At 65.5% G+C, this 24,475-nt stretch carries 20 protein-coding genes; 6 read left to right on the top strand and 14 right to left on the bottom strand.

From position 1 onward, the window contains the following. Positions 1-80 precede the first annotated feature (80 nt). The 7 genes from NFH98_RS04350 to NFH98_RS04320 form a co-directional block, all read right to left on the bottom strand. On the bottom strand, positions 81-1,301 hold the full coding sequence (locus tag NFH98_RS04350; protein ID WP_348815464.1) for a glycosyltransferase family protein: 1,221 nt from the start codon (positions 1,299-1,301) through the stop codon (positions 81-83). Then, entirely contained in the window at positions 1,298-2,248 is a 951-nt protein-coding gene (locus tag NFH98_RS04345; RefSeq protein ID WP_348815463.1) for an HAD-IIB family hydrolase, read from the bottom strand. Before NFH98_RS04345 ends, NFH98_RS04350 begins: the two co-directional genes overlap by 4 nt. A gap of 295 nt (positions 2,249-2,543) precedes the next feature. Beyond that, positions 2,544-3,809 (bottom strand): serine hydroxymethyltransferase, encoded by a 1,266-nt coding sequence (glyA, locus tag NFH98_RS04340; protein ID WP_348815462.1) that lies wholly within the window; start codon positions 3,807-3,809, stop codon positions 2,544-2,546. Between the two features lie 218 nt (positions 3,810-4,027). Next, on the bottom strand, positions 4,028-5,413 hold the full coding sequence (locus NFH98_RS04335) for a hypothetical protein (RefSeq protein WP_045991046.1): 1,386 nt from the start codon (positions 5,411-5,413) through the stop codon (positions 4,028-4,030). A gap of 141 nt (positions 5,414-5,554) precedes the next feature. Then, a complete protein-coding gene (locus tag NFH98_RS04330; protein ID WP_348815461.1) occupies positions 5,555-7,063 on the bottom strand; it encodes a polyphosphate kinase in 1,509 nt (502 codons plus the stop codon). A 123-nt stretch (positions 7,064-7,186) separates the two neighbouring features. Next, a complete protein-coding gene (locus tag NFH98_RS04325) occupies positions 7,187-9,805 on the bottom strand; it encodes an ABC transporter permease (RefSeq protein ID WP_349622270.1) in 2,619 nt (872 codons plus the stop codon). Beyond that, the gene (locus NFH98_RS04320) at positions 9,802-10,554 is read right to left on the bottom strand and encodes an ABC transporter ATP-binding protein (protein WP_108448147.1); all 753 of its coding nucleotides are present in this window, start codon (positions 10,552-10,554) and stop codon (positions 9,802-9,804) included. Before NFH98_RS04320 ends, NFH98_RS04325 begins: the two co-directional genes overlap by 4 nt. Before the next feature lie 136 nt (positions 10,555-10,690). On the opposite strand from NFH98_RS04320, the gene NFH98_RS04315 reads away from it, so the two are divergent. Then, the gene (locus NFH98_RS04315; protein WP_221621128.1) at positions 10,691-11,389 is read left to right on the top strand and encodes an arylesterase; all 699 of its coding nucleotides are present in this window, start codon (positions 10,691-10,693) and stop codon (positions 11,387-11,389) included. Between the two features lie 16 nt (positions 11,390-11,405). Here NFH98_RS04315 and NFH98_RS04310 read toward each other — a convergent pair whose 3' ends face one another. Together NFH98_RS04310 and NFH98_RS04305 are read right to left on the bottom strand one after the other, a co-directional pair. Beyond that, positions 11,406-12,302, bottom strand: coding sequence for a DMT family transporter (locus tag NFH98_RS04310; protein ID WP_348815457.1), 897 nt, complete (start codon positions 12,300-12,302; stop codon positions 11,406-11,408). Between the two features lie 131 nt (positions 12,303-12,433). After that, a complete protein-coding gene (locus NFH98_RS04305; protein WP_045991043.1) occupies positions 12,434-12,703 on the bottom strand; it encodes an Rdx family protein in 270 nt (89 codons plus the stop codon). Between the two features lie 110 nt (positions 12,704-12,813). Between NFH98_RS04305 and NFH98_RS04300 the strand changes: the two genes are divergently transcribed. From NFH98_RS04300 to NFH98_RS04280, 5 genes are all read left to right on the top strand, one after another. Then, positions 12,814-14,124 (top strand): MFS transporter, encoded by a 1,311-nt coding sequence (locus NFH98_RS04300; RefSeq protein ID WP_108448146.1) that lies wholly within the window; start codon positions 12,814-12,816, stop codon positions 14,122-14,124. 397 nt (positions 14,125-14,521) lie between these two features. Further along, positions 14,522-14,956, top strand: a complete 435-nt coding sequence (locus NFH98_RS04295) for a PAS domain-containing protein (protein WP_108131386.1) — start codon at positions 14,522-14,524, stop codon at positions 14,954-14,956. A gap of 143 nt (positions 14,957-15,099) precedes the next feature. Beyond that, a complete protein-coding gene (locus NFH98_RS04290; RefSeq protein WP_108131385.1) occupies positions 15,100-15,315 on the top strand; it encodes a PA3496 family putative envelope integrity protein in 216 nt (71 codons plus the stop codon). 270 nt (positions 15,316-15,585) lie between these two features. Then, positions 15,586-17,247 (top strand): energy-dependent translational throttle protein EttA, encoded by a 1,662-nt coding sequence (ettA, locus tag NFH98_RS04285; protein WP_045991039.1) that lies wholly within the window; start codon positions 15,586-15,588, stop codon positions 17,245-17,247. A 205-nt stretch (positions 17,248-17,452) separates the two neighbouring features. Next, complete coding sequence (locus NFH98_RS04280; RefSeq protein ID WP_045991038.1) at positions 17,453-18,805, top strand: DUF2254 domain-containing protein; 1,353 nt, start codon at positions 17,453-17,455, stop codon at positions 18,803-18,805. Between the two features lie 57 nt (positions 18,806-18,862). On the opposite strand, the gene lpxL is transcribed toward NFH98_RS04280, so the two are convergent. The 5 genes from lpxL to NFH98_RS04255 form a co-directional block, all read right to left on the bottom strand. Beyond that, positions 18,863-19,783 carry an LpxL/LpxP family Kdo(2)-lipid IV(A) lauroyl/palmitoleoyl acyltransferase gene (gene lpxL / locus NFH98_RS04275; RefSeq protein ID WP_108131384.1) on the bottom strand — a complete coding sequence of 307 codons (921 nt, stop codon included), beginning with the start codon at positions 19,781-19,783 and terminating at the stop codon, positions 18,863-18,865. Between the two features lie 44 nt (positions 19,784-19,827). After that, a complete protein-coding gene (alr, locus tag NFH98_RS04270; protein ID WP_348815456.1) occupies positions 19,828-20,937 on the bottom strand; it encodes an alanine racemase in 1,110 nt (369 codons plus the stop codon). Between the two features lie 309 nt (positions 20,938-21,246). Continuing rightward, a complete protein-coding gene (gene rpoS, locus NFH98_RS04265; RefSeq protein WP_348816158.1) occupies positions 21,247-22,242 on the bottom strand; it encodes an RNA polymerase sigma factor RpoS in 996 nt (331 codons plus the stop codon). A gap of 110 nt (positions 22,243-22,352) precedes the next feature. Then, positions 22,353-23,513 (bottom strand): peptidoglycan DD-metalloendopeptidase family protein, encoded by a 1,161-nt coding sequence (locus tag NFH98_RS04260; RefSeq protein WP_348815455.1) that lies wholly within the window; start codon positions 23,511-23,513, stop codon positions 22,353-22,355. Then, positions 23,506-24,459 carry a DUF368 domain-containing protein gene (locus tag NFH98_RS04255; RefSeq protein ID WP_108131381.1) on the bottom strand — a complete coding sequence of 318 codons (954 nt, stop codon included), beginning with the start codon at positions 24,457-24,459 and terminating at the stop codon, positions 23,506-23,508. The genes NFH98_RS04260 and NFH98_RS04255 overlap by 8 nt, the downstream gene beginning before the upstream one ends. Between the last annotated feature and the right edge of the window lie 16 nt (positions 24,460-24,475).

Genomic DNA, 24,475 nt, shown 5'->3' with positions numbered 1-24,475 from the left:
CAGTTTACGTGGTGTAAATGAGCATTTTGACCTGATTTTTAACGCCGTATTACCGAGCGCAGACACTTTTCGTCAAAGCCTTAGACATCCCCCGCGTTATCGGCCTCTACCGCGCTATATAGTTGTTCGGGCAGGTCCGGCAAGGCCGCACGCACGCGGTTCCAGCTGGGGATAAAGGGCTTCTCCCTGGGGTTGTCGAGAAAGGCGTTACCGGCCTCGATCAGATTGGCGGCAAACAGCTCCACCGCCTGCTCCTCAGCATGACGGTCCAGGCTCAACCCGTTCATGGTGGCGTCGTGGTCGTAAGCCTCGATCAGGTCGAGGGCCAGGCGATAGTAGGTGGCCTTGAGGGTACGAAAGCCTTCCGACGAGAAACCCACACCCTGGGTGGCCAGCTTGCGATAGAGCGCCTTGGCAATATCCAGGCTCATGCGGTTGAGCCCGGTGGCCGCGTCATCGGCGGACACCGGTTGATGCTTGTGGTCGTAGACGTCGGCGATATCCACCTGACACAGCCGATTGGTGGAGTGGTCGCGGTGGACCTCGGACAGCACCCCGATCTCCAGCCCCCAGTCGGCGGGGATACGGATGTTGTCCAGCACCTCGGTACGCATCGAGAACTCCCCCGACAGCGGGTAGCGATAGCTGTCCAGGTAGTCCAGGTAAGGCAAGGGCCCGTGCATGATCTTTAGCGCCCGCAGCAGCGGGGTCACCATCAGCCGGGAGACCCGGCCGTTGAGCTTGCCCTCGGCGATACGCGGGTAGTAGCCCTTGCAGAAGGCGTAGTTGAAGCGTGGGTGGGCCACCGGATACATCAGCCGTGCCAGCAGGCCGCGGTCGTAGGTCAGGATATCGCAGTCATGCAGCCCCACCGCGGCGGTGCGCCCGGATGCCTGCACATAGCCCGCACAGAACCACACATTGCGGCCCTTGCCCGGCTGCTGTGGCGCCAGGCCTTCCTCGGCCAGCTGCGCGTCCAGCTCGCTCAGGCGCGGGCCGTCATTCCACAGGATGCGATGGTGCTGGGGCAGGCGCGAAAAGAACTCGCGTGCCCGCAGAAACTGGTCCCGGTCGGCACGATCGAGGCCGATCACGATCTCCGACAGATAGCTCGCCTGGGCCAGGGACTCGACGATGGCGTCCAGCGCCGGTCCTTCCAGCTCCGAGTACAATGACGGCAGGATCAGCCCGAGCGGGCGCTGGCGGCCGAAGCGCTCCAGATCCGCCTCCAGGTCTTCGACCTTGCGCCGGGTCAGGTTGTGAAAGTCGGTGATGATGCCGTTCTGGTGGAAATCGCTCATGCCTCACCCTCCTCGCCCAGCTTGTGATGATCCTTGTCGTCGGCGCCGCCGGCATCTACGCTGCCGGCCTCAGCGCTGCTGGCAGGCTCCGCCGCGTCCTGCTCTCCCCAGAAGTGCGCAACCCCCTCGGCCCAGCCCCTGGGGCCCAGCGCCTCGCTGCGATACAAGCGCGGCTGGCACGGGGACACGTCGAGGCCATGGCGGGCACGAATCACCACCGCCGCATCGGTGGCCTCGAGCATGGCGACATCGTTGGGGCCATCGCCCAGCGACAGGGTCTCGGGGCGTCGGCCCTTGAGCGCCTCGAAGCGGGCGCACAGCCATTGCACCGCCTGGCCCTTGTCGGTGTCGCCGAGCACGTGCCAGAAGCGCCCGCCCCTCGTCATGCGCAGGCCGTCACTGGCCAGGCCCTCGCGAAAGCGCTGCAGCAGCGCTTCGTCGTCTTCCCACAACAGCGGCTCGCTGCCCTCGCGCAGGCGTGCCAGGCGAGCCTCCTGTTCATCCAGACCGGTGAAGGCCACCACGTCCTCCAGCGCCATCTCGCTCATGGTCAGAAAGCGCGCGGACAGCCGCTCACGCCAGATCGCCACCCGCCGGCGAATCAGCCCGATATCCACCCCGAGGGTGCGGATCACCAGGCCATCCGGGCCCGGCTGTCCCTCACGTCGGGCGTGACACCAGCTGGGGGGCAGCGCAATCACCGCGCCGTTCTCGGCGATAAAGGGGCGATCGGCGAGGCCGAGCTGCTGGCGCAGCCCGAGCAGTTCACTGCGGGTCTTGCTGGTCACCGGGATCGCCGCAACGCCGGCCTCACGCAGGGCATCGAGCCAGGGCTCGGCGGGCTTCCAGCCGTAGTCATGGTGGTCGAGCAGCGAGCCATCCAGGTCGGTGAACAGCAGCCTGGGCCCGTCGAAGGCACCGATTCGGGGAGTCGTGCTGGCGTGCATGGTGGGACCTTCGCATCAAAAGGGTTCACCGAGATGCAAAGCAAGGGCTGCGCCAGCGCTCAACAGAGCAACGGGAAAACAAGCAGATGACGGGAAGGTAGACGTCAGCGCAACGAGGCCCCGTCAGGTCCGGGGCGGGCGCGGCCGTGTCCGGTGCAGGATAAGGCACCACAATGGTGCATCGACTGCCGACGCCCCGCTGCAAGCACACAGCCCCAGAACGACGACACCCCCGAGAGCGGGGCTCTCGGGGGTGTCATTGGTGGCCTGAGCGGCGGGTCATCCCGCCGGGCACTCAGCCGTAGACCGGCAGGCGGGTGCAGACGTCTTCCACCTTGGCCTTGACCTCGGCCTCGATGACCTCGGTGGACTCGCCCTTGGCCATGACGTCGAGGATGTCGCAGATCCAGCCAGCCAGATTACCGCACTCGCTCTCGCCGAAACCACGGGTGGTGACCGCCGGGGTGCCGATACGCAGGCCAGAAGTCACGAAGGGGCTCTGCGGATCACCGGGCACGGCGTTCTTGTTGACGGTGATGTGGGCACGACCCAGGGCGGCGTCCGCGTCCTTGCCGGTCAGGCCCTGCTTGATCAGCGACAGCAGGAAGAGGTGATCCTCGGTGCCGCCGGAGACCACGTCGTAGCCACGCTCGATAAATACCTTGGCCATGGTCTGGGCGTTCTTGACCACCTGCTGCTGGTAGGTCTTGAACTCGGGCGCCATGGCCTCCTTGAAGCAGATCGCCTTGGCCGCGATGACGTGCTCGAGCGGGCCGCCCTGGCCACCGGGGAAGACCGCAGACTGCAGCTTCTTCTCGATGTCGGCGTCGTTCTCGGCGGACAGGATCAGGCCACCACGCGGACCGCGCAGGGTCTTGTGGGTGGTGGTGGTGACCACATGGGCGTGGGGCAGCGGATTCGGATAGACACCGGCGGCAACCAGGCCGGCCACGTGGGCCATGTCCACCAGCAGGAAGGCACCCACCTCGTCGGCGATCTCGCGGAAGCGTGCCCAATCGATGACCTGGGAGTAGGCGGAGAAACCGGCGATGATCATCTTCGGCTGGTGCTCGCGGGCCAGGCGGGCCACCTCGTCGTAGTCGATGCGGCCGGACTCGTCGATGCCGTACTGCACGGCATTGTAGTGCTTGCCAGAGAAGTTCGGGCGGGCGCCGTGGGTCAGGTGACCGCCGGCGTCGAGGCTCATGCCCAGCACGGTGTCACCGGGCTTGACCAGGGCCTGGAAGACCGCGCCGTTGGCCTGGGAGCCGGAGTGCGGCTGGACGTTGGCGTAGCTCGCGCCAAACAGCTCCTTGGCATAGTCGATGGCCAGCTGCTCGACCACGTCGACGTACTCGCAGCCACCGTAGTAACGCTTGCCGGGATAGCCTTCCGCGTACTTGTTGGTCAGCTGGCTACCCTGGGCTTCCATCACCCGGGGGCTGGCGTAGTTTTCGGAGGCAATCAGCTCGATGTGAGCCTCCTGACGGGCGACTTCCTTCTGCATCGCATCGAACAGGGCATCATCGAAACCGGCAATCTGCATATCACGGCTGAACATCGGCGGCATAACCTCGCAGCGGGGGATTCAAGGGGCAATCGCGAAAAGCGGGCCGCCATCATAGCGCAGCCCATGACCGCTTTCACATGAAAGACCGTCATGGGCTGCTGCATGATTTCTCATCTTGGCTTCAGTCAGACTGAAGCGTGGCCCACCGGGCGCTCTTTTCCAGGCTCAGCCCGAAACGCCGGCGAGCGCCACGACCCTTCGGCCAAGCCCTAGTCCATCGTGACTTCCATGGACAGAGCCTGGGGCAGCCCCAGCGGGTCCTGGGCCAGCTTCTGGAGCTGTCGGCTGGGTGGCAGGCTGAGGTCGATCGACATCTCGCTGGCCTCGCCGGCCATCATCTGCACCAGCCCCGTGAGCACCGCGCCGATCTGCGGTCCCATCATGATGCCGAAGCCTTCGGACTGGGTCCTGAGCTGTTCGAGCAGGGCGTCTTCGGACACCCCCTGGGTCGCTGCCACCACCGGTGCGATACGCCCGAACACGCCCAGATCGCTGAGACTGAGCGAGACGTCGCCGCCCTGGGTGTCCAGCTCGGTCCAGTCCTCGAGGCCGGCAAAGTAGGCCGCAGGGTCCTGGCCCTTGGGCAGGTTTACCGGCAGGTCACTGTCGAAGCCGAGGCGGAAGGCATCGGCTGCGGTCATCTCGAAACGGCTGGCCACCTGGCCATTGGCACCGCTGGCCTCCCAGGTACCGTCCATGTCGGCGTCCAGGGTGAGCTGTCCGGAGCCATCGGTCAGCACGTTGCTGACCAGGCGTAGCTGGGTGCGCTCGTCCACCGGCGCCAGCTCGATCATCCTGGCCAGATCCACCGTCAGGTTGTCCATGCGCCCGCTGTACTCGCCGTCGTTCATGTCGCCGTCGGCCACCAGATGCTCAAGGCTTGCCACCAGGCGATCGGTGGCGATCTCCAGGTCCTCGAGCTCGAGGGCGTCCACCGTGGGCGCGTCGCTCGCAAGCCCCTTGAGGCCGGTCAGACTGAGTGACGGCAGCGAGAAGGTTCCGGCCCCGAGCTCCTCGAAGTTGTCGCTGGAGCCGCTCATCCCGGTCAGCGTCAGGCTGCCGATGGCATCGGCGCTGACGTCGCTGGCGCCCAGGCTCTGGATCTCGATGCGTCCGGGATAGTCGCCCCAGGGAAGGTCAGCCCCCACCTTGCCCTGGCGCTGATCCATCACCAGTCCTTCCAGGCTAATCCCGGCCAGCGGGTTGTCTTCATCCCAGGGCAGATCACGCAGATCGAGCACAGGCTGGCCGGGCTCCTCGAACACCAGCCGCTCAAGCAGCATGCTGGCGCCCCGGTCGACCAGCTCGATGTCCTCGAGCACCACTTCTTCCGGTGCGTCGTAGTCGCCCTCGACCAGGTAGCGCGCGATGGTCAGGCGTTCGCCGTTGTCGCCGGTCAGGGTCAGGTTCTCGGCGCTGGTGGTGCTGCCGAGCAGCTCATCGGATACCTCGCCGATCTCGAGGGTACCTTCACGCTCCAGGGCCGCACGCAGGTCAGCCTCGAGACGTTCGGCGTCGGCCTGGGCGACGCTCGCCCCCAGAGAAAGCAGCGCCACGAAAGGGACGGCGTGGCGGGAAGACAGACGGCACTTCATGAACTTTCACCTCCGGTGTGAAAATAGAACCTGGCAAACACCAACGATCTTTGCCGATACGGCTGTTGTGTCAGCCTTCACTGTAGCGCCTGAACGAATCCGTCGACAGGCCTTCAGCAGTGTTAACAGGACATCGTTCACTCAATCCAGCGGCAGGCGCGCCGACAACCGCCGACTCACCTCCTCGATCACCGCCAGGCGCGCCCGACGCTTGTCGTTGGCGTCGATCAGCACCCACTCGCCGCCAGGGGCATGAGTTTCCGCGAACATCTCGTCGATGGCCTGCTGGTAGTCGTCCCAGCGCTCGCGGTTGCGCCAATCCTCGTCGGTGAGCTTGTGCCGCTTGTGAGGGGTCTCGGCCCTGGCTTCGAAACGCTCGAGCTGCTCGTCCTTGTCGATGGCCAGGAACAGCTTGACCAGCACGGTGCCGTGCTCGAGCAGGCGCGCCTCGAACTGGCGAATCTCTTCAAAGCCGCGTCGCCAGTCCCGCTCATCGGCGAGGCCTTCGACCCGTTCCACCAGCACCCGGCCATACCAGGAGCGGTCGAAGATCGCCACCCGGCCATCGCGGGGCAGACGATGCCAGAAGCGCCACTGCCACGGGTGCTGGCGCTCCTCCTCGGTGGGCGCAGCGATCTGATGCACACGGTACTGACGTGCATCCATCGCCGAGGTCAGGCGATGGATGCCGCCGCCCTTGCCGGCAGCGTCATGGCCCTCGAACACCACCACCAGTGGCACTCCCTGGCGCGCGGCACTGCGCGCCAGCTGGGCCAGCCTGGCCTGGGCGTCGGCCAGGCGCTCGCTGTAGTCGCGCTTCTTGAGTCGGGGGGGCGGGTCGTCATGCTCGAGGGCGTCGAGCCGAGGGGGAGCGATGGCATTCAGTGGGGGAGTCTCGGGGCGCTCGAGGGCCGGGACAGGGCTTGCCATGACCTTCTCGAGGACTTCGGCCACCTGGGGCAGCAGGTCGTTGCCGGGGCTCGCGTCGAGCTCGATCCAGGGACTGTGGCGACAGTGGGTGCGCGCACGCAGGTCGCGGGCAAGCTCATCGAGCAGGCCATGCTGGGCGTGGCGGCGCCACTTTTCGTCGGTGACCTGCCAGCGACTGGCCGGGTCGGCGGCCCAGGCCTCGAGTCGTTGTCGCTGGGTGTCTGCATCGATCTGCAGCCACAGTTTGACCAGGCGAACTCCGTCGGCGGCAAGCTCCGCCTCGAACTGACGCATCTGTTCGATGCGGTCATTGTAGGCGCCCTCGCCCAAGGCGCGGGAGGCCCGCGCCAGCACCGCATCGCCGACCCAGCCATGGACGAACACCCCGAGCCGGCCACGCCCTGGAAGACGTCGCCAGAATCGCCACCAGTAAGGTCGTCGGCGCTCCTCGTCGCCGGGCACCAGGGCGTGCACCTCGGTCAACCGGTTCTCCAGCCAGTGGTTGAGCAGGTTGATCAGTTCGCCCTTGCCGGTGGCGGCGTGACCGGCCACCAGCACTACCACTGCCCGATCCGCTCGCTGGGCCAATTCCAGCTGGGCCGACAGCAGCCGAAACCGCTGACACTCCTCGGCGGACATGGTCTTGCCGGAGGCGTTCTTGCGAGAGGCGTTGCTGGTTGAGCCCCGCTTCTTTCCCTTTGCCACCTTGGTCCTGGTCATCGTCGCTCCTTCATGACGCACTTCCCTGTTCATAAGGCGCATCGCTTTGCATAAGGCGCTTCGCTTTGCATGAGGCGCTTCGCGTTTCGTGAGACGCTCCGCCCTTTCATGATGATTCGCCTTTCAGGCCTCGCCCAGCAGCCCCAAGCTCGCCGCCGGCGCCTGTCGACGAATGCCACGGGACAACAGATGCCCTACCAGGCCCAGTACCACAGCGCCGAGCGTCGGGACCAGCAGCCAGACCCTGGGATGCACCCGCGGCGGCAGATCCAGCCACAGCAGATATAACGCGGCCGTGGCGACCTCCGCCAGCAGCGCCGCCATCAGGCCGCTGGCCAGTCCCAGAACGGCAAATTCAGCCCACTGCACCCGCGCTAGCAGACGGGAACCTGCGCCAAAGACGCGCAACAAGCCGCTTTCGTGGGCACGTACCGGCTGACTGGCGATCAACGCGGCGTAGAGCACACTGACCCCGGCCAGCAGCACGAAGGCCAGCACCACTTCCACCGCCCGGGTCACGTGCCCCAGCACCTCACGGACCTGCCCCAGCAGGGCATCCACGTCGAGCAGCGTCACCCCCGGAAAGGCCTGGACCAGGCTCCCCAGTTCGCGCTTCTGCTGCTGCTCCAGATAGAAGGCGGTGATGTAGCTATGGCCGTAGCGTTCCAGCACACCAGGCGGGAAGATCACGTAGAAGTTGGGCTTGAAGCTGTCCCAATCGAGGTCGCGGAGACTGGTGATCTCACCGACCAGGGTGTCGGCGCCGATGGTGAAACTTAAACGATCCCCCAGCGCCAGCCCCAGACGTTCTGCCAGTTCTCGTTCCATGGAGATCGGCGCCGTCTCGGCGACGTCATCGCCTGCGGGCGCCGAGGACGGCTGGGCGTCCACCTCGTCGAGCCAGCCGCCGGCCTCGGCGCGCGAGGTGAACCATTCGCCGGCCACCAGACGATTACCGCTCGGCAGATCCTCCCGCCAGGTCAGGTTGAGCTCCCGGCGCAGGGCGTTTTCTCCCCTCGCCTCGGGGGGCACGGCCTGCCTCGGCGGCTGGCCGTTGATCGCGGTGATACGCCCGCGGACCATGGGGTAGAGATCACTGCTGGCCTCGGCGATGGCCTCGAGCCGCTGCTCGAAGTCGTCGCGCTCGCCGGGCTGGATATTGATCGCGAAGTGATTGGGTGTGTCCTCGGGTAACTGCGCCTGCCAGGTGGTCAACAGATCGCCCCGCACCAAGGCGATCATGGTCATGGCGAAGAAGGTCACCGCGAACGCCAGCATCTGCCCCAGGCTGGCGTTGCGACGGCGCGCCAACTGCCGAGCGCCCAGACGCAACGACCCGCGCAGACCAGCGGGATCACCACCGTCGAGCCGCGCGGCCAGACGCAACAGTCCATCGAGGATCAAGCCCGCCAGGCCCCACAGTACGCCCAGTGCCACCATGCCGCCGGCCAAGAGCCCCGCCGCCAGCCCCAGGCTGCCGGAGTACAGCCAAAGCAGAGCACCGAAGGCCAGCGCCGCCGCCAGCAGCAGCGACCAGCCGGAGGCGGGCAAGGGGTCCAGCTCCCGGCGCAGTACCTTGAGTGCGCTAACCCGCTTCAAGCGCAGCAGGGTCGGCCCTGCAAAGCCGGTCAGCACGGCCAGTGCCGTCAGCACGCCGAGCCACAACGGCAACGCTCCGGGAGGCGGCAGCTCCAGCGGTAAAAAACGCTGCATCAAGCCCAGCAGCAACGCCTGTCCCGCCAGCCCCAGAAGCGCGCCGATCAGCGAGGCCACCAGCGCCAGACCGGCCAGCTGGAAGGTGAAGATACGCGCCAGGTCCCGCTGGGAAGCGCCGAAGCAGCGCAGTAGCGCGGCGGTATCCAGATGGCGATCAACGTAGCGCCGCGTCGCCATGGCCACCGCCACCCCGGCCAGCAGCACGGCGGCTAGACCGGCCAGGCTCAGGTAGGTCTCGGCTCGCTCCAGCGCCGAGCCCAGCCGCGGCCGGTCCTCGCGCACGTCACGTACCTCGACGCCGTCGGCGCGCAGGCGGGCAAGCCAGGGCGACAGCGTCTCCACCGCCTGGGGCGAGCCGGCCGCAAGGATCTCGAACTCGATGCGCGAACCGGGCTGGATCAGCCCGGTCGCCTCGACGTCGTCGACGTGCATCATCACCCGCGGGTTGAAGCTGCCGAAGCCGGCAGACTGGTCGGCCTCCCGCTCGATCCAGCCGGTCACCTGGAACTCGCCCCTGCCGAGCGTCAGACTATCGCCGAGTTCGATGTCCAGCAGCGTCTCGAGCCTCGGCGCCAGCCACACCTCGCCTGGCGCAGGGCCACTGGCGAGCTCCTCGACGCCGGCGCCCTGGTCGACCCGGGACACGCCGTAGAGTGGATAGTCTTCGTCCACCGCCTTGATGCTGACCGGCTGAAAGGCGCCATCGCGACTGGCCATGGAGACCAGATCGACCTGGTCGCTCAGGCGCATGCCGGCGCCTTCCAGACGCTCCCGGATCTCCAGAGCGAAGGGATCGGACTGCTCCAGCACCACATCGCCGCCCATCATCTGACTAGCCTGACGGGTCAGACCACGTTCCAGCCGGTCGAGAAAGAACCCCATCATGGTCGAGGCGGCCACCGCCAGGGTCAGCGCCACCAGCAAGGCGCGTACATCACCCGCACGAAGATCGCGCCGCAGAGAGCGCGCCGCCATCACCAGCTGACGTCCCAATTGGCCCTTCGCCGTGGAGCTTCGCTCACTCATGCCGAGGCCTCCCGCTGGGCGTCTGGCGCCTCGGCTGGAAGCTTGGATGTCACCTCGGTGAGCTGGCCGTCGGCCAGGCGCAGACACCGATCGCAGCGCCTCGCCAGAGCGTGGTCGTGGGTAACCAGCACCAGGGTGGTGCCCTCGGAACGGTTGAGCTCGAACAGGGTCTGAATGATGCGCTCCCCGGTGTCCGGGTCGAGATTGCCGGTCGGTTCATCGGCAAACACCAGCTCGGGGCCAGTGACAAAGGCCCGCGCCAGCGCCACCCGTTGCTGTTCGCCGCCGGACAGCTGCTTGGGCAGGTGATCCAGGCGTTCGCCCAACCCCACTCGACCGAGCCAGTCGGTGGCACGGGCCTCACGGTTGGCAAGGGTCGACAGCTCGGTCGGCAGCAGCACGTTTTCCAGCGCCGTCAGGGTCGGCAGCAACTGGAAGTTCTGAAACACGAAGCCCACTCGGGTGTTTCTCAGCGCCGCGCGACCGTCCTCGTCGAGCTCGGCAAGCGATGTACCGAACATCGCAAGCTCGCCGGCACTCGGCGTATCGAGACCGGCCAGCAGCGCCAGCAGGGTCGACTTGCCGGCACCGCTCTGGCCGAGGATGGCGACGCTCTCGCCGGACTGTACGTCGAGCTCAAGCTCGCGCAGGATGGTCAGTTCCCGCGTTCCGCTGGCGACCCGCTTGGACAGGCCTCGCGCACGCAGCACGGTGGTCGGGACGGTATTCTCGGAAGGAGACAGCGACATGGTGATGGCATTCCCTGGGACTTGGACGTTTGGGGCGGCACGGCGGTTTTTTTCTGGAGCCTCGCGCTTCGGCGCTGCTGATGCCACGACGTCAGGAAGACGAGCGCAGGATCGCCGGGCAACGCCCGCCAGGCGGATGCTGAAGACGCTGATGATGGCCTGCGTCTTGACCGCCCTTGTGCCGGGGTCGGTCTGGGCCCAGTCTGACACAGCCCCGCCGACCTTGCTGGTAGTGGGCGACAGCTTGAGCGCCGCTTACGGCATCGAACGGGACGCCGGCTGGGTGGCGTTGCTGGCCGAGCGAGTGGCGCACCGCGCCGAGGTGGTCAATGCCAGCATCAGCGGCGAAACCACTGGCGGGGGCGCCACCCGTCTCCCTGAACTCCTCCGACAGCACGACCCGGACATCGTTCTGCTGGAGCTGGGCGGCAATGATGGACTCAGGGGCCTTCCGCCGAGCCAGATGTCGGCAAACCTCGAAGGCATGATCGAAAAGAGCCAGGCCGCCGGCGCCCAGGTGCTGCTGCTGGGTATCGATATTCCCCCGAATTACGGCGACGCCTACCGTCAGGCCTTCACCGGGGTCTTTCGAGAACTGGCCGACACCCATGAGGTGCCGCTGGTGCCCTTCCTGCTCGAAGGCGTGGCGCTGGACCCGGAGCTGATGCAGGACGACGGCATCCACCCCACCGCCGAAGCCCAGCCGAGGCTGCTCGACAACGTCTGGCCGAGCCTTGCGCCCCTGCTGGACGAGACCGAAGAATCAGAGGGAACCGAAGCTGCCTCGACCAGCAGCGCGAGCGAAGAAAGCAGCGAGCAAGCGAGCGCCTCCTGAGGCGCTCCGCGGGCCCCTACGAGGAGGATGGCTCGACGTGAGCCGGCGCCTTCTGCCACTGCTGCAGCCCAAGCCCCAGCAGGATCAGCACCAATCCGATCAGGGTCGAGGGGAGTATCGGCTCGCCCACCACTAGGTAGAGCAGCATCAGCGACACCGGTGGTGACAGAAAGATAAGGTTGGAGACCTTGGCGGTGCGCGACACCCGCTGCATCGCCGCCTGCCATAGCACAAAAGCGACGCCCATCTCGAACAGTCCGACATAGATGCCCGCGCCCAGGGCGGCACTGCCGTGCCACTGAAAGCCTGGCCCCAGCACCATCAGCAGCGTCAGCACCGGCACCCCGACGCTGAAGTTCTGCCACTGGGCGACCAGTGGAGGACGCCGGTCGCGGGCATTGAACAGCCAGTACAACGCCCAGATCAGCGTCGACACCAGCGCCAGTGCGACGCCCAGAGGATCGGCGAAGGACACGTCAAAAACCTGGCCGCGGGTGGCGATGACCCAGACCCCGGCGTAGGCCACCAGGCCGGCCACCACGTCCATCGGCGTCAACCGCTGCTTGAGGATCGGCACCGCCAGCAGGGCCATGGCCAGCGCCCAAGTGTAGTTGAGCGCCATGGCCTCCTGTCCGGGCAACCGGTCATAGGCCGCAAACAGCACAAGGTAGTAGGCCACCGGGTTCATCAGCCCGGCCCACACAGCGGTGCGCCAGCCGCGACGAAGTGCCTGATGCAGCTGTCCGCGCCGCAGCATCAGCACGCTCATCAGCGCCCAGGACACCAGTGCCGCCAGCCACATCAGCTCCAGCGGGCTCATATGGGCAAGCGCCAGCTTGAAGGCGGTGGCCACCGTGGACCACAACGCCACGGCGCCAAGGCCGAAGGCCATGGCCTGTCGATCAGTTGTCATGACATTCCCTGGGGTAAAGATGAGGGTAAGGAGCCGCGAGCCATGGCCACGCGAAGGGGAACGCGGTCAATCAGGATGACGCCATCGAGCCCACGTTCAGACCGTCAACACAGGATGACCATCGGCAACGTTCAACGGTCCAGATGGCCCAGATCGCGCTCGGGAGCGATGCCGTCGCGGACCCGTTGCTTGAGCGTCTTGACGTCGGGAAAGCCGCCATCTCGCTTGCGCTCCCACAGGGTCTCGTCATCCAGCCGGATCTCGAAATGTCCGCCGTGGGAAGGCACCAGCGTCACCTCCTCGAGATCCTCGCCAAAGGTCGAGAGCAGCTCCTGGGCATACCAGCCACTACGCAAGAGCCACTGACATTGCGTACAGTAGATAATCCGAATGCGTGCCACGTTCAGCCTCCCTGTTCCAGCACGTAGGTGGAAACACCGGCAACGCGCTGCAAGGCAGCGTGTACACCGTATTCCCTCAAACCTCGATCATAACAGTCAGGACAGCCTCCATGGCCAGTGGCGAAACCCAGACGCGACTTTACGAGTGGCTCACCGGCGACGAGGACAGTCGCCTGTGCAAGGACATCCCGGACAGCGCCTGCGATGAGCAGCCGCGCAACTTCTTCCTGCATCTGCTGGCGTCGCTCGGCAACAAGCTCGCCGACGAGCTCTCCAGCGCTCGTCTGGTCCTGCCCTGGCTACTGGGCGCCATCGGCGCGCCGACCTGGATGGTCGGCCTGCTGGTGCCGATTCGCGAGGCCGGCGCCCTGCTGCCTCAACTGTTCGTGGCCGGTTTTATCCGCCTGAAACCTCGGCGCAAGGGCGTCTGGGTGGTCGGTGGATTGCTCCAGGCGCTGGCCGCCGCGGCGCTGTCGGTTCTTGCCCTGATCGGTTCAGGCGGTGTTGGCGGCGGCCTGGTACTGCTGGCCCTGGTCGCCCTGTCGCTGGCCCGGGGGCTGTCGTCCATCGCCACCAAGGACGTGCTCGGCAAGACCATCTCCAAGCAACGTCGCGGGACCCTGATGGGCTGGAGCGGCAGCGTGGCGGGCGCCGTGACCCTGGCCGCCGGTGCGGTGCTGGTGCTGTTCGACGACCGCCCCGGTGAGCTCGCCCTGGCGGTGCTGCTTGGCGTGGCGGCGCTGGGATGGACCCTCAATGCGCTGTGCGCCGCCGCCATCGAAGAAGCGGAAGGCGCCACCGACGGCGGCGCCAACGCCTGGGATTCGGTCAAGACCGGCCTCGCCCTGATGCGCGACGACGCCGCCTTTCGTAACTTCAATCTGACCCGCGCCCTGTTGCTGTCCAGCGCCCTGGCGTTGCCCTATGTCGCGCTGATGGCCCAGGACAACGGCGGTACTGAACTTGGCGGACTGGGACTTCTGATCGTGGTATCCGGGGTCGCCGGCATGGTCGCCAGCCCCATCTGGGGCAAGCGTTCGGATGCCTCCAGCAAAACGGTGATGCGCGACGGTGCCATCGGTACCACCCTGTGCTGCCTGCTGGGGGCATCGCTGGCCTGGTTGCCCGAGTCGATGAGCGCAAGTGTCTGGCCCTACGCCCTGGTCTATGCGCTGCTGGTCATCGTCCACTCGGGCATTCGCCTCGGTCGCAAGACCTACATCGTCGACATGGCCGGCGCCGACAATCGTGCCCTCTATGTGGCCCTGTCCAACACCATCACTGGCGTGCTGATGCTGATCGTCGGCGCCGTGATCGGTGCTCTGGCGCAATGGCTCGGCGCCGGCCCGCTGTTGCTGGTGCTGGCCGCCACCGCCGCCCTGGCCGCCCTCAGCGCGCTGCGCCTGCCGGAGGTAGAGTGACGCAAGGGCTGCCTCAGCGTCCGCTCCACACTACCGCCACAGCAAAGACGACAGGAAGCGCTGAAGAAATGTCGCGAGCGATGACAGGTCGGTTGCCGCCGGAACGCAAGGATTCGAGTTTACATGGGTTAAATGAGGACCCTGAGTACCGCCGGCGGTCGAGATGTCGAGCGCAGCAATTTATGCAGCGTTTCCTTAGCGGACCATTGATTTAATCTCGCCGCCTGGCCATGCTTAGCATCAAATTTTGCCGATTAGAGCCATCATTACATCCCGAGGTTGCGCACAAACCGTCTACGAGAGACTACCGGTTTGGTGCACATCCTGGCCCCTGAATCCCCGGCCCCTGATTACCAGGCAACAAGGGTGTAACGCCAAGCCCGCAACAGGACGTCCCATGACACGACCGAACATGATCGCCCCGGAACTGCTCGAACGCATCGTCAACGCCTCGGAAGACGGGATCGTGGTGGCCGAGAAGGAAGGCGACGAGCATATCCTGATCTACGTGAATCAGGGCTTCGAGCGCCTGACCGGCTACAGCGCGGACGAGATCCTCTACCGCGACTGCCGCTTTCTGCAGAACGACGATACCGACCAGCCGGCCCTCGACGTCGTGCGCAAGGCCTTGAAGGAGTTGCGCCCCTGCCGCGAAGTTCTGCGCAACTACAAGAAGGACGGCACCCTGTTCTACAACGAGCTGTCACTGACCCCGGTGTTGGACGAAAGTGACGAGCTGGTCTACTTCATCGGCGTCCAGAAGGACGTCAGCGAACGTGTGGCCAACCTGGCCGAGATCGATCGCCTGCGTGACGGCGCCGACAGCGCCTGAGCCAGTCCACGCCTCCCTCTTGCACTTTTCTCGATTCCCGCTTATATAGCCAACAGAGTCCTCGGATTCTGTTGGCGCTTCCCGCCGTCGGAAGCATGGTGTGACAAGACGCGCTTCGGCGCTCTGGCCATGGGAGATTTCACATGAGCCGTGATTCCCTTCTCGATGATGCCTACCTCGACCTCTCTGATCAGGAGGCGGTCAACGACGAGGACTATTCCCGCAGTCGTCCTTCCAACCGTGCTGACACCCTGCGCGCCCGCCGACGAGTGGAAGCCCTGCTCGAGGAACGTCGCCTGCGCCAGGCCATCGATGACGACTGGGGCTATGACGAGGAAGAGGAAGAAGAAGAGGAATAGCACCCAGCGCCACCTGTCTTTCCCGGGGCGGTCGGTGCATCGCCCCCGCCATTCGCTCTCGCCTGGCGAATCCCCTCACCTTGCGTGGGGCGCCCCTCGATCTCGCCACACGGCTGGCGTTTGTGCGCCTCCGGCTCTATCATCTGTGACCAGCTTTTTTCCGCGAACCCCAGTGGAAACGCGGCATCGTCCACGTCTGGCTATGCTGTCGACGCCCAGGGCGTCCGTCAGCGCCGGTGGTGATCGTTTCCCCAACACTAGCGAGTTCCCATGGCGCAATACGTCTACACCATGAACCGGGTGGGCAAGGTCGTGCCCCCCAAGAAGCAGATCCTCAAGGACATCTCCCTGTCCTTCTTCCCCGGGGCCAAGATCGGCGTGCTCGGTCTCAACGGCGCCGGCAAGTCCACCCTTCTGCGGATCATGGCCGGCGTGGACACCGAGATCGAAGGCGAGGCACGGCCGATGCCGGGCCTCAACGTGGGCTACCTGCCCCAGGAGCCCGAGCTCGACGACACCAAGAACGTGCGCGAGACCGTCGAGGAGGCACTGGGCGAGATCAAGGAAGCCCAGGCCAAGCTGGACGCCGTCTATGCGGCCTACGCCGAACCGGACGCCGACTTCGACGCGCTGGCCGCCGAACAGGCCAAGCTCGAGAACCTGATCGAGGCCGCCGACGCCCATAACCTGGAGCGCAAGCTGGAAGTCGCCGCCGAGGCACTGCGGCTACCGCCCTGGGAGGCCAATGTCGGCCACCTGTCCGGTGGCGAACGTCGCCGCGTGGCGCTGTGCCGCCTGCTGCTGTCCAACCCGGACATGCTGCTGCTGGACGAGCCGACCAACCACCTGGACGCCGAGTCCGTGGCCTGGCTCGAGCGCTTCCTCCACGACTATTCCGGTACCGTGGTAGCCATCACCCACGACCGCTACTTCCTCGACAACGTGGCCGGCTGGATCCTCGAGCTCGACCGCGGCCAGGGCATCCCCTTCGAAGGCAACTACTCCCAGTGGCTGGAAGCCAAGGAGAAGCGCCTGGAGCAGGAAGCCAAGGCCGAGGCCTCGCGTCAGAAGGCGATCAAGCACGAGCTCGAGTGGGTTCGCTCCAACGCCAAGGGCCGTCAGGCCAAGAGCAAGGCACGCCTCAACCGCTTCGAGGAGATGCAGTCCGGCGACTTCCAGAAGCGCAACGAGACCAACGAGATCTACATTCCGCCGGGTCCGCGTCTGGGCGACAAGGTCATCGAATTCCACGGGGTGTCCAAGCGCTTCGACGACAAGCTGCTCTACGAGGACCTGAGCTTCACCATCCCCCAGGGTGCCATCGTCGGTATCGTCGGCGGCAACGGTGCCGGCAAGTCCACCCTGTTCAAGCTGATCCAGGGCAGCGAGAAGCCGGACGCCGGCGAAGTGGTGCTCGGCGAGACGGTGGACATCGCCTACGTCGAGCAGATGCGCGACGCCCTCGACGACAAGCAGACGGTGTGGGAAGCGGTGTCCGATGGACAGGATATCCTCAACATCAACGGCTACGAGGTCTCCTCACGGGCCTACGTCGGGCGTTTCAACTTCAAGGGCAATGACCAGCAGAAGTTCCTCAGGGACCTCTCCGGTGGTGAGCGCGGCCGCCTGCAGCTGGCCCAGACCCTGAAGCAGGGCGCCAACGTGCTGCTGCTCGACGAACCGTCCAACGACCTGGATATCGAGACCCTGCGTGCGCTGGAAGAGGCTCTGCTGGCCTTCCCCGGCTGCGCCATGGTGATCTCCCACGATCGCTGGTTCCTGGACCGCATCGCGACCCATATCCTGGCCTTCGAGGGCGAGTCCCACGTCGAGTTCTTCGCCGGCAACTACACCGAGTACGAAGCCGACCACAAGAAGCGCGTCGGTGACGACACGCCGCATCGGATGAAGTACAAGCGTATCGACGCCTGATACGACAAGCACTGCGCACTGCAACGACGCCACCGGCCCACGCCGGTGGCGTCGTCGTTTGTGCAGTTCCAGTCTTTCCGCTGCCGCCAGCGTTTACCGGCGTACTTGCATGACAGCACGCTTGAAGCGATAAGAGCCACATGCGACGCATCTTGTCGTCGACATCGACCTCTCCCATCCACCGCTACCTGACAGGGTCCCTGCCATGTCATCGCTGACCTTCCATCCGGTGCGGTTGATTCGCGCCTTTTATACCAGCATCGCCTACCTGCCGACCCTGGCAGCCCTGGTCTACGGTCTGCTCGGCCTGCTGGCGTTGGCCCCACCGATCAGCGACACCTCGCTGCCGGAGGTGATCCAGAAGCTCAGTCTCACCGCCCCGGGCAGCGCCCAGTCACTGCTGGCGGCGATGCTCGGCGGCATGATCTCGCTGATGGTGTTCAGCTTTTCCATGGTGATGTCGGTGCTGTCCCAGGCCGGCGGCAACTTTTCCCACAAGCTGGTATTCGGGCTGGTATCGGAGCGCGCCAATCAGTGGGTGCTCGGCCACTACCTGGGCACCATCCTGTTCATCCTGATTCTATTGATCGTGCCGGAGGTCGACGACGGCGAAGCCGCCTGGCGTTCGCTCGCCATCTATCTGGCCTGCGCCATGGTGCTGCACTGCCTGGCGCTGTTCGTCTATTTCATCCACAACGCTTCCCAGTCGATCCAGATCGACGCCGTGATCTCCGGGCTCCATGACACCACCCTGGCCAGCATGCAGCGTCTGCACGACAAGGAAACCGATGACCATTGGCGCTACCTGCCCTCGGCTGCACCGCCGAGCGCCCAGTGTCACGAGATCCATGCGCGCATGGCGGGCTATGTGCAGAACGCCAACCTCGAGCGACTGGCGGAGCTTGCCGAGCGCATCGGTGGCGTGCTGCATCTGCAGTTTCGTTTCGGCGACTACGTGGTGGAAGGTCTGCCCATCGCTATCCTGGAATGCGAGGACACGCCCAACGAGGAGTGGTGCGACGAGGTGCTCTCCACCCTCACCTATCTCGACGGTGAATCCATCGACGAGCACTTCGTCCACGGACTGACCCAGATGATGGAAGTGGCGATCAAGGCGCTGTCACCGGGGATCAACGACCCCGGCACCGCCAGGCTGTGCCTGCACCGGATGACCGATCTGCTGTGCCGCTACCTCAAATGGCAGCCGGCCAACACCATGGTCGACGGTGACGGCAAGCGCCGTGTGACCTGGCCGGTGGAACGCTACGACAGCCTGCTGCACCGCCTGTTCGTGCCGATCCTGTCCTACGGCGCCGAGGACCAGAGCACCCTGCTGGGTTTGCTCAAGTCGCTCAAGACCCAGTCACTGTTCGCCGGGGAACACCAGCTCCCCAGCATTCAGCGGATGGCTCAGCGGGTCGGCCAGGCGCTGGCGGACGGCGCCAGCGACCCGATGGATCAGGCCTTTATCGTGGAACGCCTGGAAAGAGGCGCACACCGCCTCGACCTGACCCCCATGCGAGAACGCCTGGCGGCGCGCCTCGAGCAGATCGGTTGACGCCTGGACCGACGGGGCGCCCGCGGCCAAGCCGGCAAGCCCCGCCAGGCGGGTCCATCAGTAGATCTTGGCCTCGCCCCTGGGGCGGGTCTTGAAGCGCCGGTGCATCCACAGATACTGCTCGGGATGGCGGCGAATCGCGGCCTCGATCACCGCGTTGATACGGGCAGCGTCGGCGACCTCGTCACCGCTGGGGAAGTTGTCCAGGGCGGGCAGGTATTCGAGGCTGTAGGTGCGATTGTCGGGATTGCGATGAAAGATCAGCGGCATCACCGGCGCGCCGGTCATCTTGGCGATCTTGGCCGTCAGCTTGATCGACGCCGCCTCGACTCCGAAGAAGGGCGCAAACACGCTGGCGTCACGACCGAAGTCCTGGTCCGGACTGTACCAGACGTGGTGACCGGCCTTGATCCGTCGCACCACGCCACGCAGGTCATGACGATCGATGGCGGTACCGAAGATGCCGTTGCGGGCACGGGTCATGAAACGCTCGAACACCGGATTGTCGTGGGGGCGATAGACCACGTCGGCGGGAAAGAACAGCGAGTGCAGGGCGCCGCCGAGATCCAGGGTGGAGAAGTGGATGCCGATGATCAGCGCGCCCTTGCCTTCGGCCTGGACCTTGGCCATATGCTCCTGGCCCTTGAAGGTGACCCGGTGGCGCAGATGTTCGGGATCCCGGCACCAGCCGGTGGCGGTCTCGAAGATGCCGATGCCGTTGGCCAGAAAGCTCTGCTTGACCAGGCGGGCCTGGGCCGCCGGGTCGAGCTCGGGAAAGCAAAGGCGAATATTGGTCTCGGTGATATGACGGCGACGCCCGGCGAAACGCCAGGCAGCCAGTCCGATCAATCGGCCCAGCGCCAGCTTGCAGCGCCACGGCAACCAGGCACTGGCGCGCATGGCGGTGATGGCAAGGTAGGTCGGCCAGTAGCGTGGCTGGGTCCAGTAACGTGGCGCGGTCGTTGTGTCCTTGGACATGCGATCCCTCGTCGGTCGATCAGGACGACCGACGAGCCAGGCCGTCAGTCGCTAACGGCGCCATTGTACCGCCTGGGCACCCGTGGCAGCACCCCGGTCAACAGGGTATAGCTGATGGTGTCGCAGAATCGGGCCACTTCATCCACCGACAGAACGCCACCGTGACGGCTGCGGCCCCACAGCACCACCTCGCTGCCGATGCCTGCCTCGGGTAGTTCGCTCAGGTCCACAGTCATCATGTCCATCGACACCTTGCCGGCCACATGGGTGCGCTTGCCGTCGACCAGCACCGGAGTGCCGTCCACCGCGTGGCGGTCATAGCCGTCGCCGTAGCCACAGGCCACCACCCCGATACGCGAGGGCCGAGAGGTGACGAAGCGCCCCCCGTAGCCCACCGGCTCCCCCGCGGAAAGCTCGCGCACGGCGATGATCTCGCTGCGCAGGCTCATCACCGGTGCAAGCTGCTGGCTTGCGCTGTTGGCGACCTCCAGTGGGTCGGCCCCGTAGAGCATCACTCCCGGACGGTTGATGGCACCGTGGGCCGAGGGCTGGGCAAGAATACTTGGCGAGTTGGCCAGGCAGGTGGGCGCGTCGAGACGCTCGGCCAGCGCCACAATGCACTCGCGCTGACGTTGAAAGTAGCCAGCATCGGTACTGTCGGCGGTGGCGAAGTGGCTCATCAGGTGAAGATCACAGACACACTCGGGGGCCGCCTCGAGTGCCCGCCAGACCGCTTCGGCCCGCTCGGGCGGGAAGCCCAGCCGATGCATGCCGGAGTCCACCTTCAGCCACACCGGGATGGGCCGGGCCGGGCGCCGGGCCAGGGCGGCCTCGAGCTGCCAGTCGCTGTGAATCGCCATGCCCAGGCCAAGCGCCTCCACCTGGGCCAGCTCATCGGCGCTGAAGATCCCCTCGAGCAGCACGATGGGCTCCTCGATGCCGGCCTCGCGCAGGGAGACCGCCTCCTCGATCGCTGCCACCGCAAACATCGGCGCCTCGCCGGACAAGGCCCTGGCGCAGGCGACGGCGCCATGGCCATAGGCGTCCGCCTTGAGCACCGCGACGCTGAGGCTGCCAGGGGCCAGGCCCGCGGCAAGCCGGTAGTTGTGGCGCAGGGCATCCAGGTCGATATCGGCGATCAGGGGGCGAGACATGGGGACTCCGAGGTCAGTGGGCAGAGGCTAGTGTTGCCACCATATTATGCTCGATAGAAATGGTCATTTCATGGCATATAGAACCATAAATTCCTTCCAACATAGTCGGTTACCCCATAACCATGATAACCCACAGACATAACCACTAAAAAAGCGCCAGGCTTGGCCTGGCGCTTACGGATACGTCTCACGGGGTCAGTCTTGAAGGTCGGGACCATGCCTCTATCCAAGCGCCCCAGCATGCGCTGATATCATCTGCTCGCCGGGTACCGCCACCGACAGCACCCTGGTCACGCCAGGCTGACGGGGCTACTCGAAGATGGCGTCCAGCGACAGGCCCTTCTTGTCGAGCATCCGACGCAGCTTCTTGAGCGCCTCGACCTGAATCTGGCGCACCCGCTCGCGGGTCAGGCCGATCTCCTCGCCGACCTGCTCCAGGGTGGCGGCCTCGTGGCCACGAAGGCCAAAGCGTCGCACCACCACCTCGCACTGTTTCTCGGTAAGCTCGGCCAGCCAGTGATTGACGTGGGCCTTGACGTCGCCGTCGACCAGCGTCGACTCGGGCCCCTGCTCGTTGTCGTCGGTGAGGGTCTCGATCAACGGCTTGTCGCTCTCGCCGCCCATGGGGTAGTCGACCGAGGACACCCGCTCGTTGAGCCCCATCATCTTCTTGACGGTCTCGACGGGCTTGTCCAGATGTTCGGCGATCTCTTCGGCGGTGGCCTCGTGATCGAGCTTCTGGGTCAGCTCGCGGGCGGCGCGCAGGTAGATGTTGAGTTCCTTGACCACGTGGATCGGCAGGCGAATCGTGCGGGTCTGATTCATCAGCGCCCGCTCGATGGTCTGGCGAATCCACCAGGTGGCGTAGGTCGAGAAGCGAAAGCCGCGCTCCGGATCGAACTTCTCCACCGCACGAATCAGGCCGAGGTTGCCCTCTTCGATCAGGTCCAGCAGGGTCAGGCCACGATTGAGGTAGCGGCGCGCGATCTTCACCACCAGGCGCAGGTTGGACTCGATCATCCGAGCCCGCCCCTGGGGGTCGCCCTTGCGCGCCAGACGGCCGAAATAGACCTCTTCCTCCGGCGTCAGCAATGGCGAGAAGCCGATCTCGTTCAAGTAGATCTGGGTGGCGTCGAGGCTCTGGCGCGCATAGCGATCCTCGCGACCCAGCGCCTTCTCGAACGCCTGAGTCTCGTCGTCGGCTTCCTCGACCTCTTCGACCTCGTCCGTCACGTCCTCGACGGCGTCCTCGTCAGCCTCGTCTACCGTTTCGAGATTCACATCCTGAAGATCCCGTTCAAGCATGCTCATCGTATAGCTACCCCGTGGTTGCGACCCGGCGTTGTCGTCACCCACTACGATCAACGCCAAAGATTATTATTGTGTGACGCTCATCCTGGAGAAACTGCCGTTTCTCAACGGGAAGGAAGATATTTCGTCGGATCCTGCGGCTGGCCGTCCTTGCGCACCTCGAAATGCAGGCGTACGTCCTCGGCGTCGGAATCGCCCATGGTGGCGATGACCTGGCCTGCCTCTACGACATCGTTCTCGCTGACCTTGAGACTGTCGTTATGGGCGTAGGCACTCAGGTATTCATCGTTATGCTTGAGCAGGATGAGCTTGCCGTAGCCCCTCACACCGCTGCCCGCGTAGACCACCTTGCCCGGCCCCGCCGCTCTGACAGGTTGCCCCTTTTGACCGCCGATATCAATGCCGGCGGTGATGCTCGAACTCTCGCCGAACTGGCTGACAATCTGGCCGTCGGCCGGCCACTGCCAGGGGACCTCATCGACCGGCGTATAGGTCCGGGACCCGCTGCTTGAAGCGCTTTCGCCGCCACTGGAAGACGTGGCCTGGCTGCTGCTGCCGCTGTCCTGTGAAGCGTTGGCGGCAACGGTTTCTGACTGTGCAGAATCGCTAGCCTCGGCCTGCTGCTGTTGCTGTGCCCTGGCCTCTTCCTCGGCGGCCGCCACCACCGATTCCTCGGCTTCGCGCTGGGCGCGCTCGGCCTCATCCTGACTGCTCAGGCTGCCATCGGCGCCGGGGGTGTCGTAGTCGTACACTGGTCCCGGAGCGGTCGCGCTGACACCGGCCACGGCGGCCGCGCCCTGGGCCGCGGTACCGCTGATCTGCTCGGTACTCGCGCTCACGGTCTCGGTGCTGCCGTCCGGCAACAGCCACTCGAGATCCTCGGAGGAGGGCTGAGCGTTCTGACTTTCCTGGCCGAGGGGCGTTGCCACCGCCCCGCCCTGGCCTGCCTGCGCGCCCGCCACCTGCTGGCCGCCGGCGCCCGACGACGGGGCTTGACCGTTGGCCGACAGGCTCAGCGTCTGGCCGACGTCGATGCGGTAGGGAGGCTGGATATTGTTGATCCGGGCCAGTTCGCGGAAGTCCATATCGTGGCGCCAGGCGATGCCGTACAGCGTATCGCCGGACTCGACGGTGTACTGCGCAGGCACCTGGGCGGCACGGGCCGACGACAGGTCCTGAACCTGGACCGGCTGGCTCGGGCCCTGCTGATTGACACAGCCGGCCAGGACCAGCGCCAGGCTGGAGATGACGAGAGTCTTATGCATCGTGTGGTGTCTCCTTGTCGGCTGACCGCGTCGAGCGGCTAGCGTTGGCGTCTTCGCGGGCGGCGGACGAAGCGCCAACCCTGGCAACGATGAGGACCACCAGCATGCCGAGGATGGCGAGCAGCGTCACCCCCACCAGCTGCGCGGCCTCTCCTGTCACCGCAGAATAATCCCAGGGGGCCAGATAGCGATAGTCCAGCGGGATGACTTGATTGTCACTGCCTAGCTGATAGCGCGTCAGCTCCCGCCAGGGCCAGAGGATCGGCAGCGAGCCCACGATGAAGCCGACCAGCAGCTGCAGGGTGGCGGTGTGATGACGCCGCAGCAGCCACGACAGCAGACGCGAAAAGGTGAAAAGGCCAACCAGGCACCCCAGGGCAAACAGCCCCAGCAGCGGTACATCAAAACCACGGATCCCCTGCATTACCACGTCGTAGAGGCCCATGCTCAACAAAAGAAAGCTACCCGAGACGCCGGGCAACAGCATCGCGCTGATGGCGATGGCGCCACCGACGACCAGTACCAGCGAGGGGCTACCGAGGGCGTTGACCAGCGGCATCAGCGACGGCAGCGCCTGGGCCAGCACCAGTCCCAGCGCCAGCGGCAGCATGTGCCACCAGCGCCAGTCGGCCGGGTGCTTGCCGACCACCAGCGCCGACGCCGCCACCAGGCCAAAGAAGAAGCCGTTGAGCAGCAGCGGATGGCTATCCAGCAGCCACACCACCAGGTGAGCCACGGTGATCAGGCTGGTCAGGATGCCGGCCATCAGCGGAAGCAGGAAGCGCAGGTTCAGGTGAGCAACGAGCCCCCTGACGCCGCCCTGTTTCAGCGCCCCGAAGGCACTGGGACCGAAGCGCTTGATGGTGTGGATCAGCTCCTCGTAGATGCCGGTGACGAAGGCAATGGTGCCCCCGGAGACTCCCGGGACGGCATCCGCCGCCCCCATGCCCGCACCCCGGAGG

Origin of the sequence: Halomonas sp. H33-56 (genome assembly GCF_040147035.1) — a bacterium.
Classification (GTDB): domain Bacteria; phylum Pseudomonadota; class Gammaproteobacteria; order Pseudomonadales; family Halomonadaceae; genus Halomonas; species Halomonas litopenaei.
Note: the sequence above shows the minus strand (reverse complement) of the source record. Positions and strands in the feature narration are given on the sequence as shown.

What these genes read in the sequence shown, in the direction of transcription:
- NFH98_RS04320 (WP_108448147.1), bottom strand. Translation starts at nt 10,554, where the DNA reads ATGTCGCTGTCTCCTTCCGAGAATACCGTCCCGACCACCGTGCTGCGT.
- NFH98_RS04280 (WP_045991038.1), top strand. Translation starts at nt 17,453, where the DNA reads ATGTCATCGCTGACCTTCCATCCGGTGCGGTTGATTCGCGCCTTTTAT.
- NFH98_RS04260 (WP_348815455.1), bottom strand. Translation starts at nt 23,513, where the DNA reads ATGCATAAGACTCTCGTCATCTCCAGCCTGGCGCTGGTCCTGGCCGGC.
- NFH98_RS04345 (WP_348815463.1), bottom strand. Translation starts at nt 2,248, where the DNA reads ATGCACGCCAGCACGACTCCCCGAATCGGTGCCTTCGACGGGCCCAGG.
- NFH98_RS04290 (WP_108131385.1), top strand. Translation starts at nt 15,100, where the DNA reads ATGAGCCGTGATTCCCTTCTCGATGATGCCTACCTCGACCTCTCTGAT.
- ettA (WP_045991039.1), top strand. Translation starts at nt 15,586, where the DNA reads ATGGCGCAATACGTCTACACCATGAACCGGGTGGGCAAGGTCGTGCCC.
- alr (WP_348815456.1), bottom strand. Translation starts at nt 20,937, where the DNA reads ATGTCTCGCCCCCTGATCGCCGATATCGACCTGGATGCCCTGCGCCAC.
- NFH98_RS04335 (WP_045991046.1), bottom strand. Translation starts at nt 5,413, where the DNA reads ATGAAGTGCCGTCTGTCTTCCCGCCACGCCGTCCCTTTCGTGGCGCTG.
- NFH98_RS04255 (WP_108131381.1), bottom strand. Translation starts at nt 24,459, where the DNA reads ATGGGGGCGGCGGATGCCGTCCCGGGAGTCTCCGGGGGCACCATTGCC.
- glyA (WP_348815462.1), bottom strand. Translation starts at nt 3,809, where the DNA reads ATGTTCAGCCGTGATATGCAGATTGCCGGTTTCGATGATGCCCTGTTC.
- rpoS (WP_348816158.1), bottom strand. Translation starts at nt 22,242, where the DNA reads ATGCTTGAACGGGATCTTCAGGATGTGAATCTCGAAACGGTAGACGAG.
- NFH98_RS04325 (WP_349622270.1), bottom strand. Translation starts at nt 9,805, where the DNA reads ATGAGTGAGCGAAGCTCCACGGCGAAGGGCCAATTGGGACGTCAGCTG.
- NFH98_RS04295 (WP_108131386.1), top strand. Translation starts at nt 14,522, where the DNA reads ATGACACGACCGAACATGATCGCCCCGGAACTGCTCGAACGCATCGTC.
- NFH98_RS04315 (WP_221621128.1), top strand. Translation starts at nt 10,691, where the DNA reads ATGCTGAAGACGCTGATGATGGCCTGCGTCTTGACCGCCCTTGTGCCG.
- NFH98_RS04330 (WP_348815461.1), bottom strand. Translation starts at nt 7,063, where the DNA reads ATGACCAGGACCAAGGTGGCAAAGGGAAAGAAGCGGGGCTCAACCAGC.
- lpxL (WP_108131384.1), bottom strand. Translation starts at nt 19,783, where the DNA reads ATGTCCAAGGACACAACGACCGCGCCACGTTACTGGACCCAGCCACGC.
- NFH98_RS04300 (WP_108448146.1), top strand. Translation starts at nt 12,814, where the DNA reads ATGGCCAGTGGCGAAACCCAGACGCGACTTTACGAGTGGCTCACCGGC.
- NFH98_RS04310 (WP_348815457.1), bottom strand. Translation starts at nt 12,302, where the DNA reads ATGACAACTGATCGACAGGCCATGGCCTTCGGCCTTGGCGCCGTGGCG.
- NFH98_RS04350 (WP_348815464.1), bottom strand. Translation starts at nt 1,301, where the DNA reads ATGAGCGATTTCCACCAGAACGGCATCATCACCGACTTTCACAACCTG.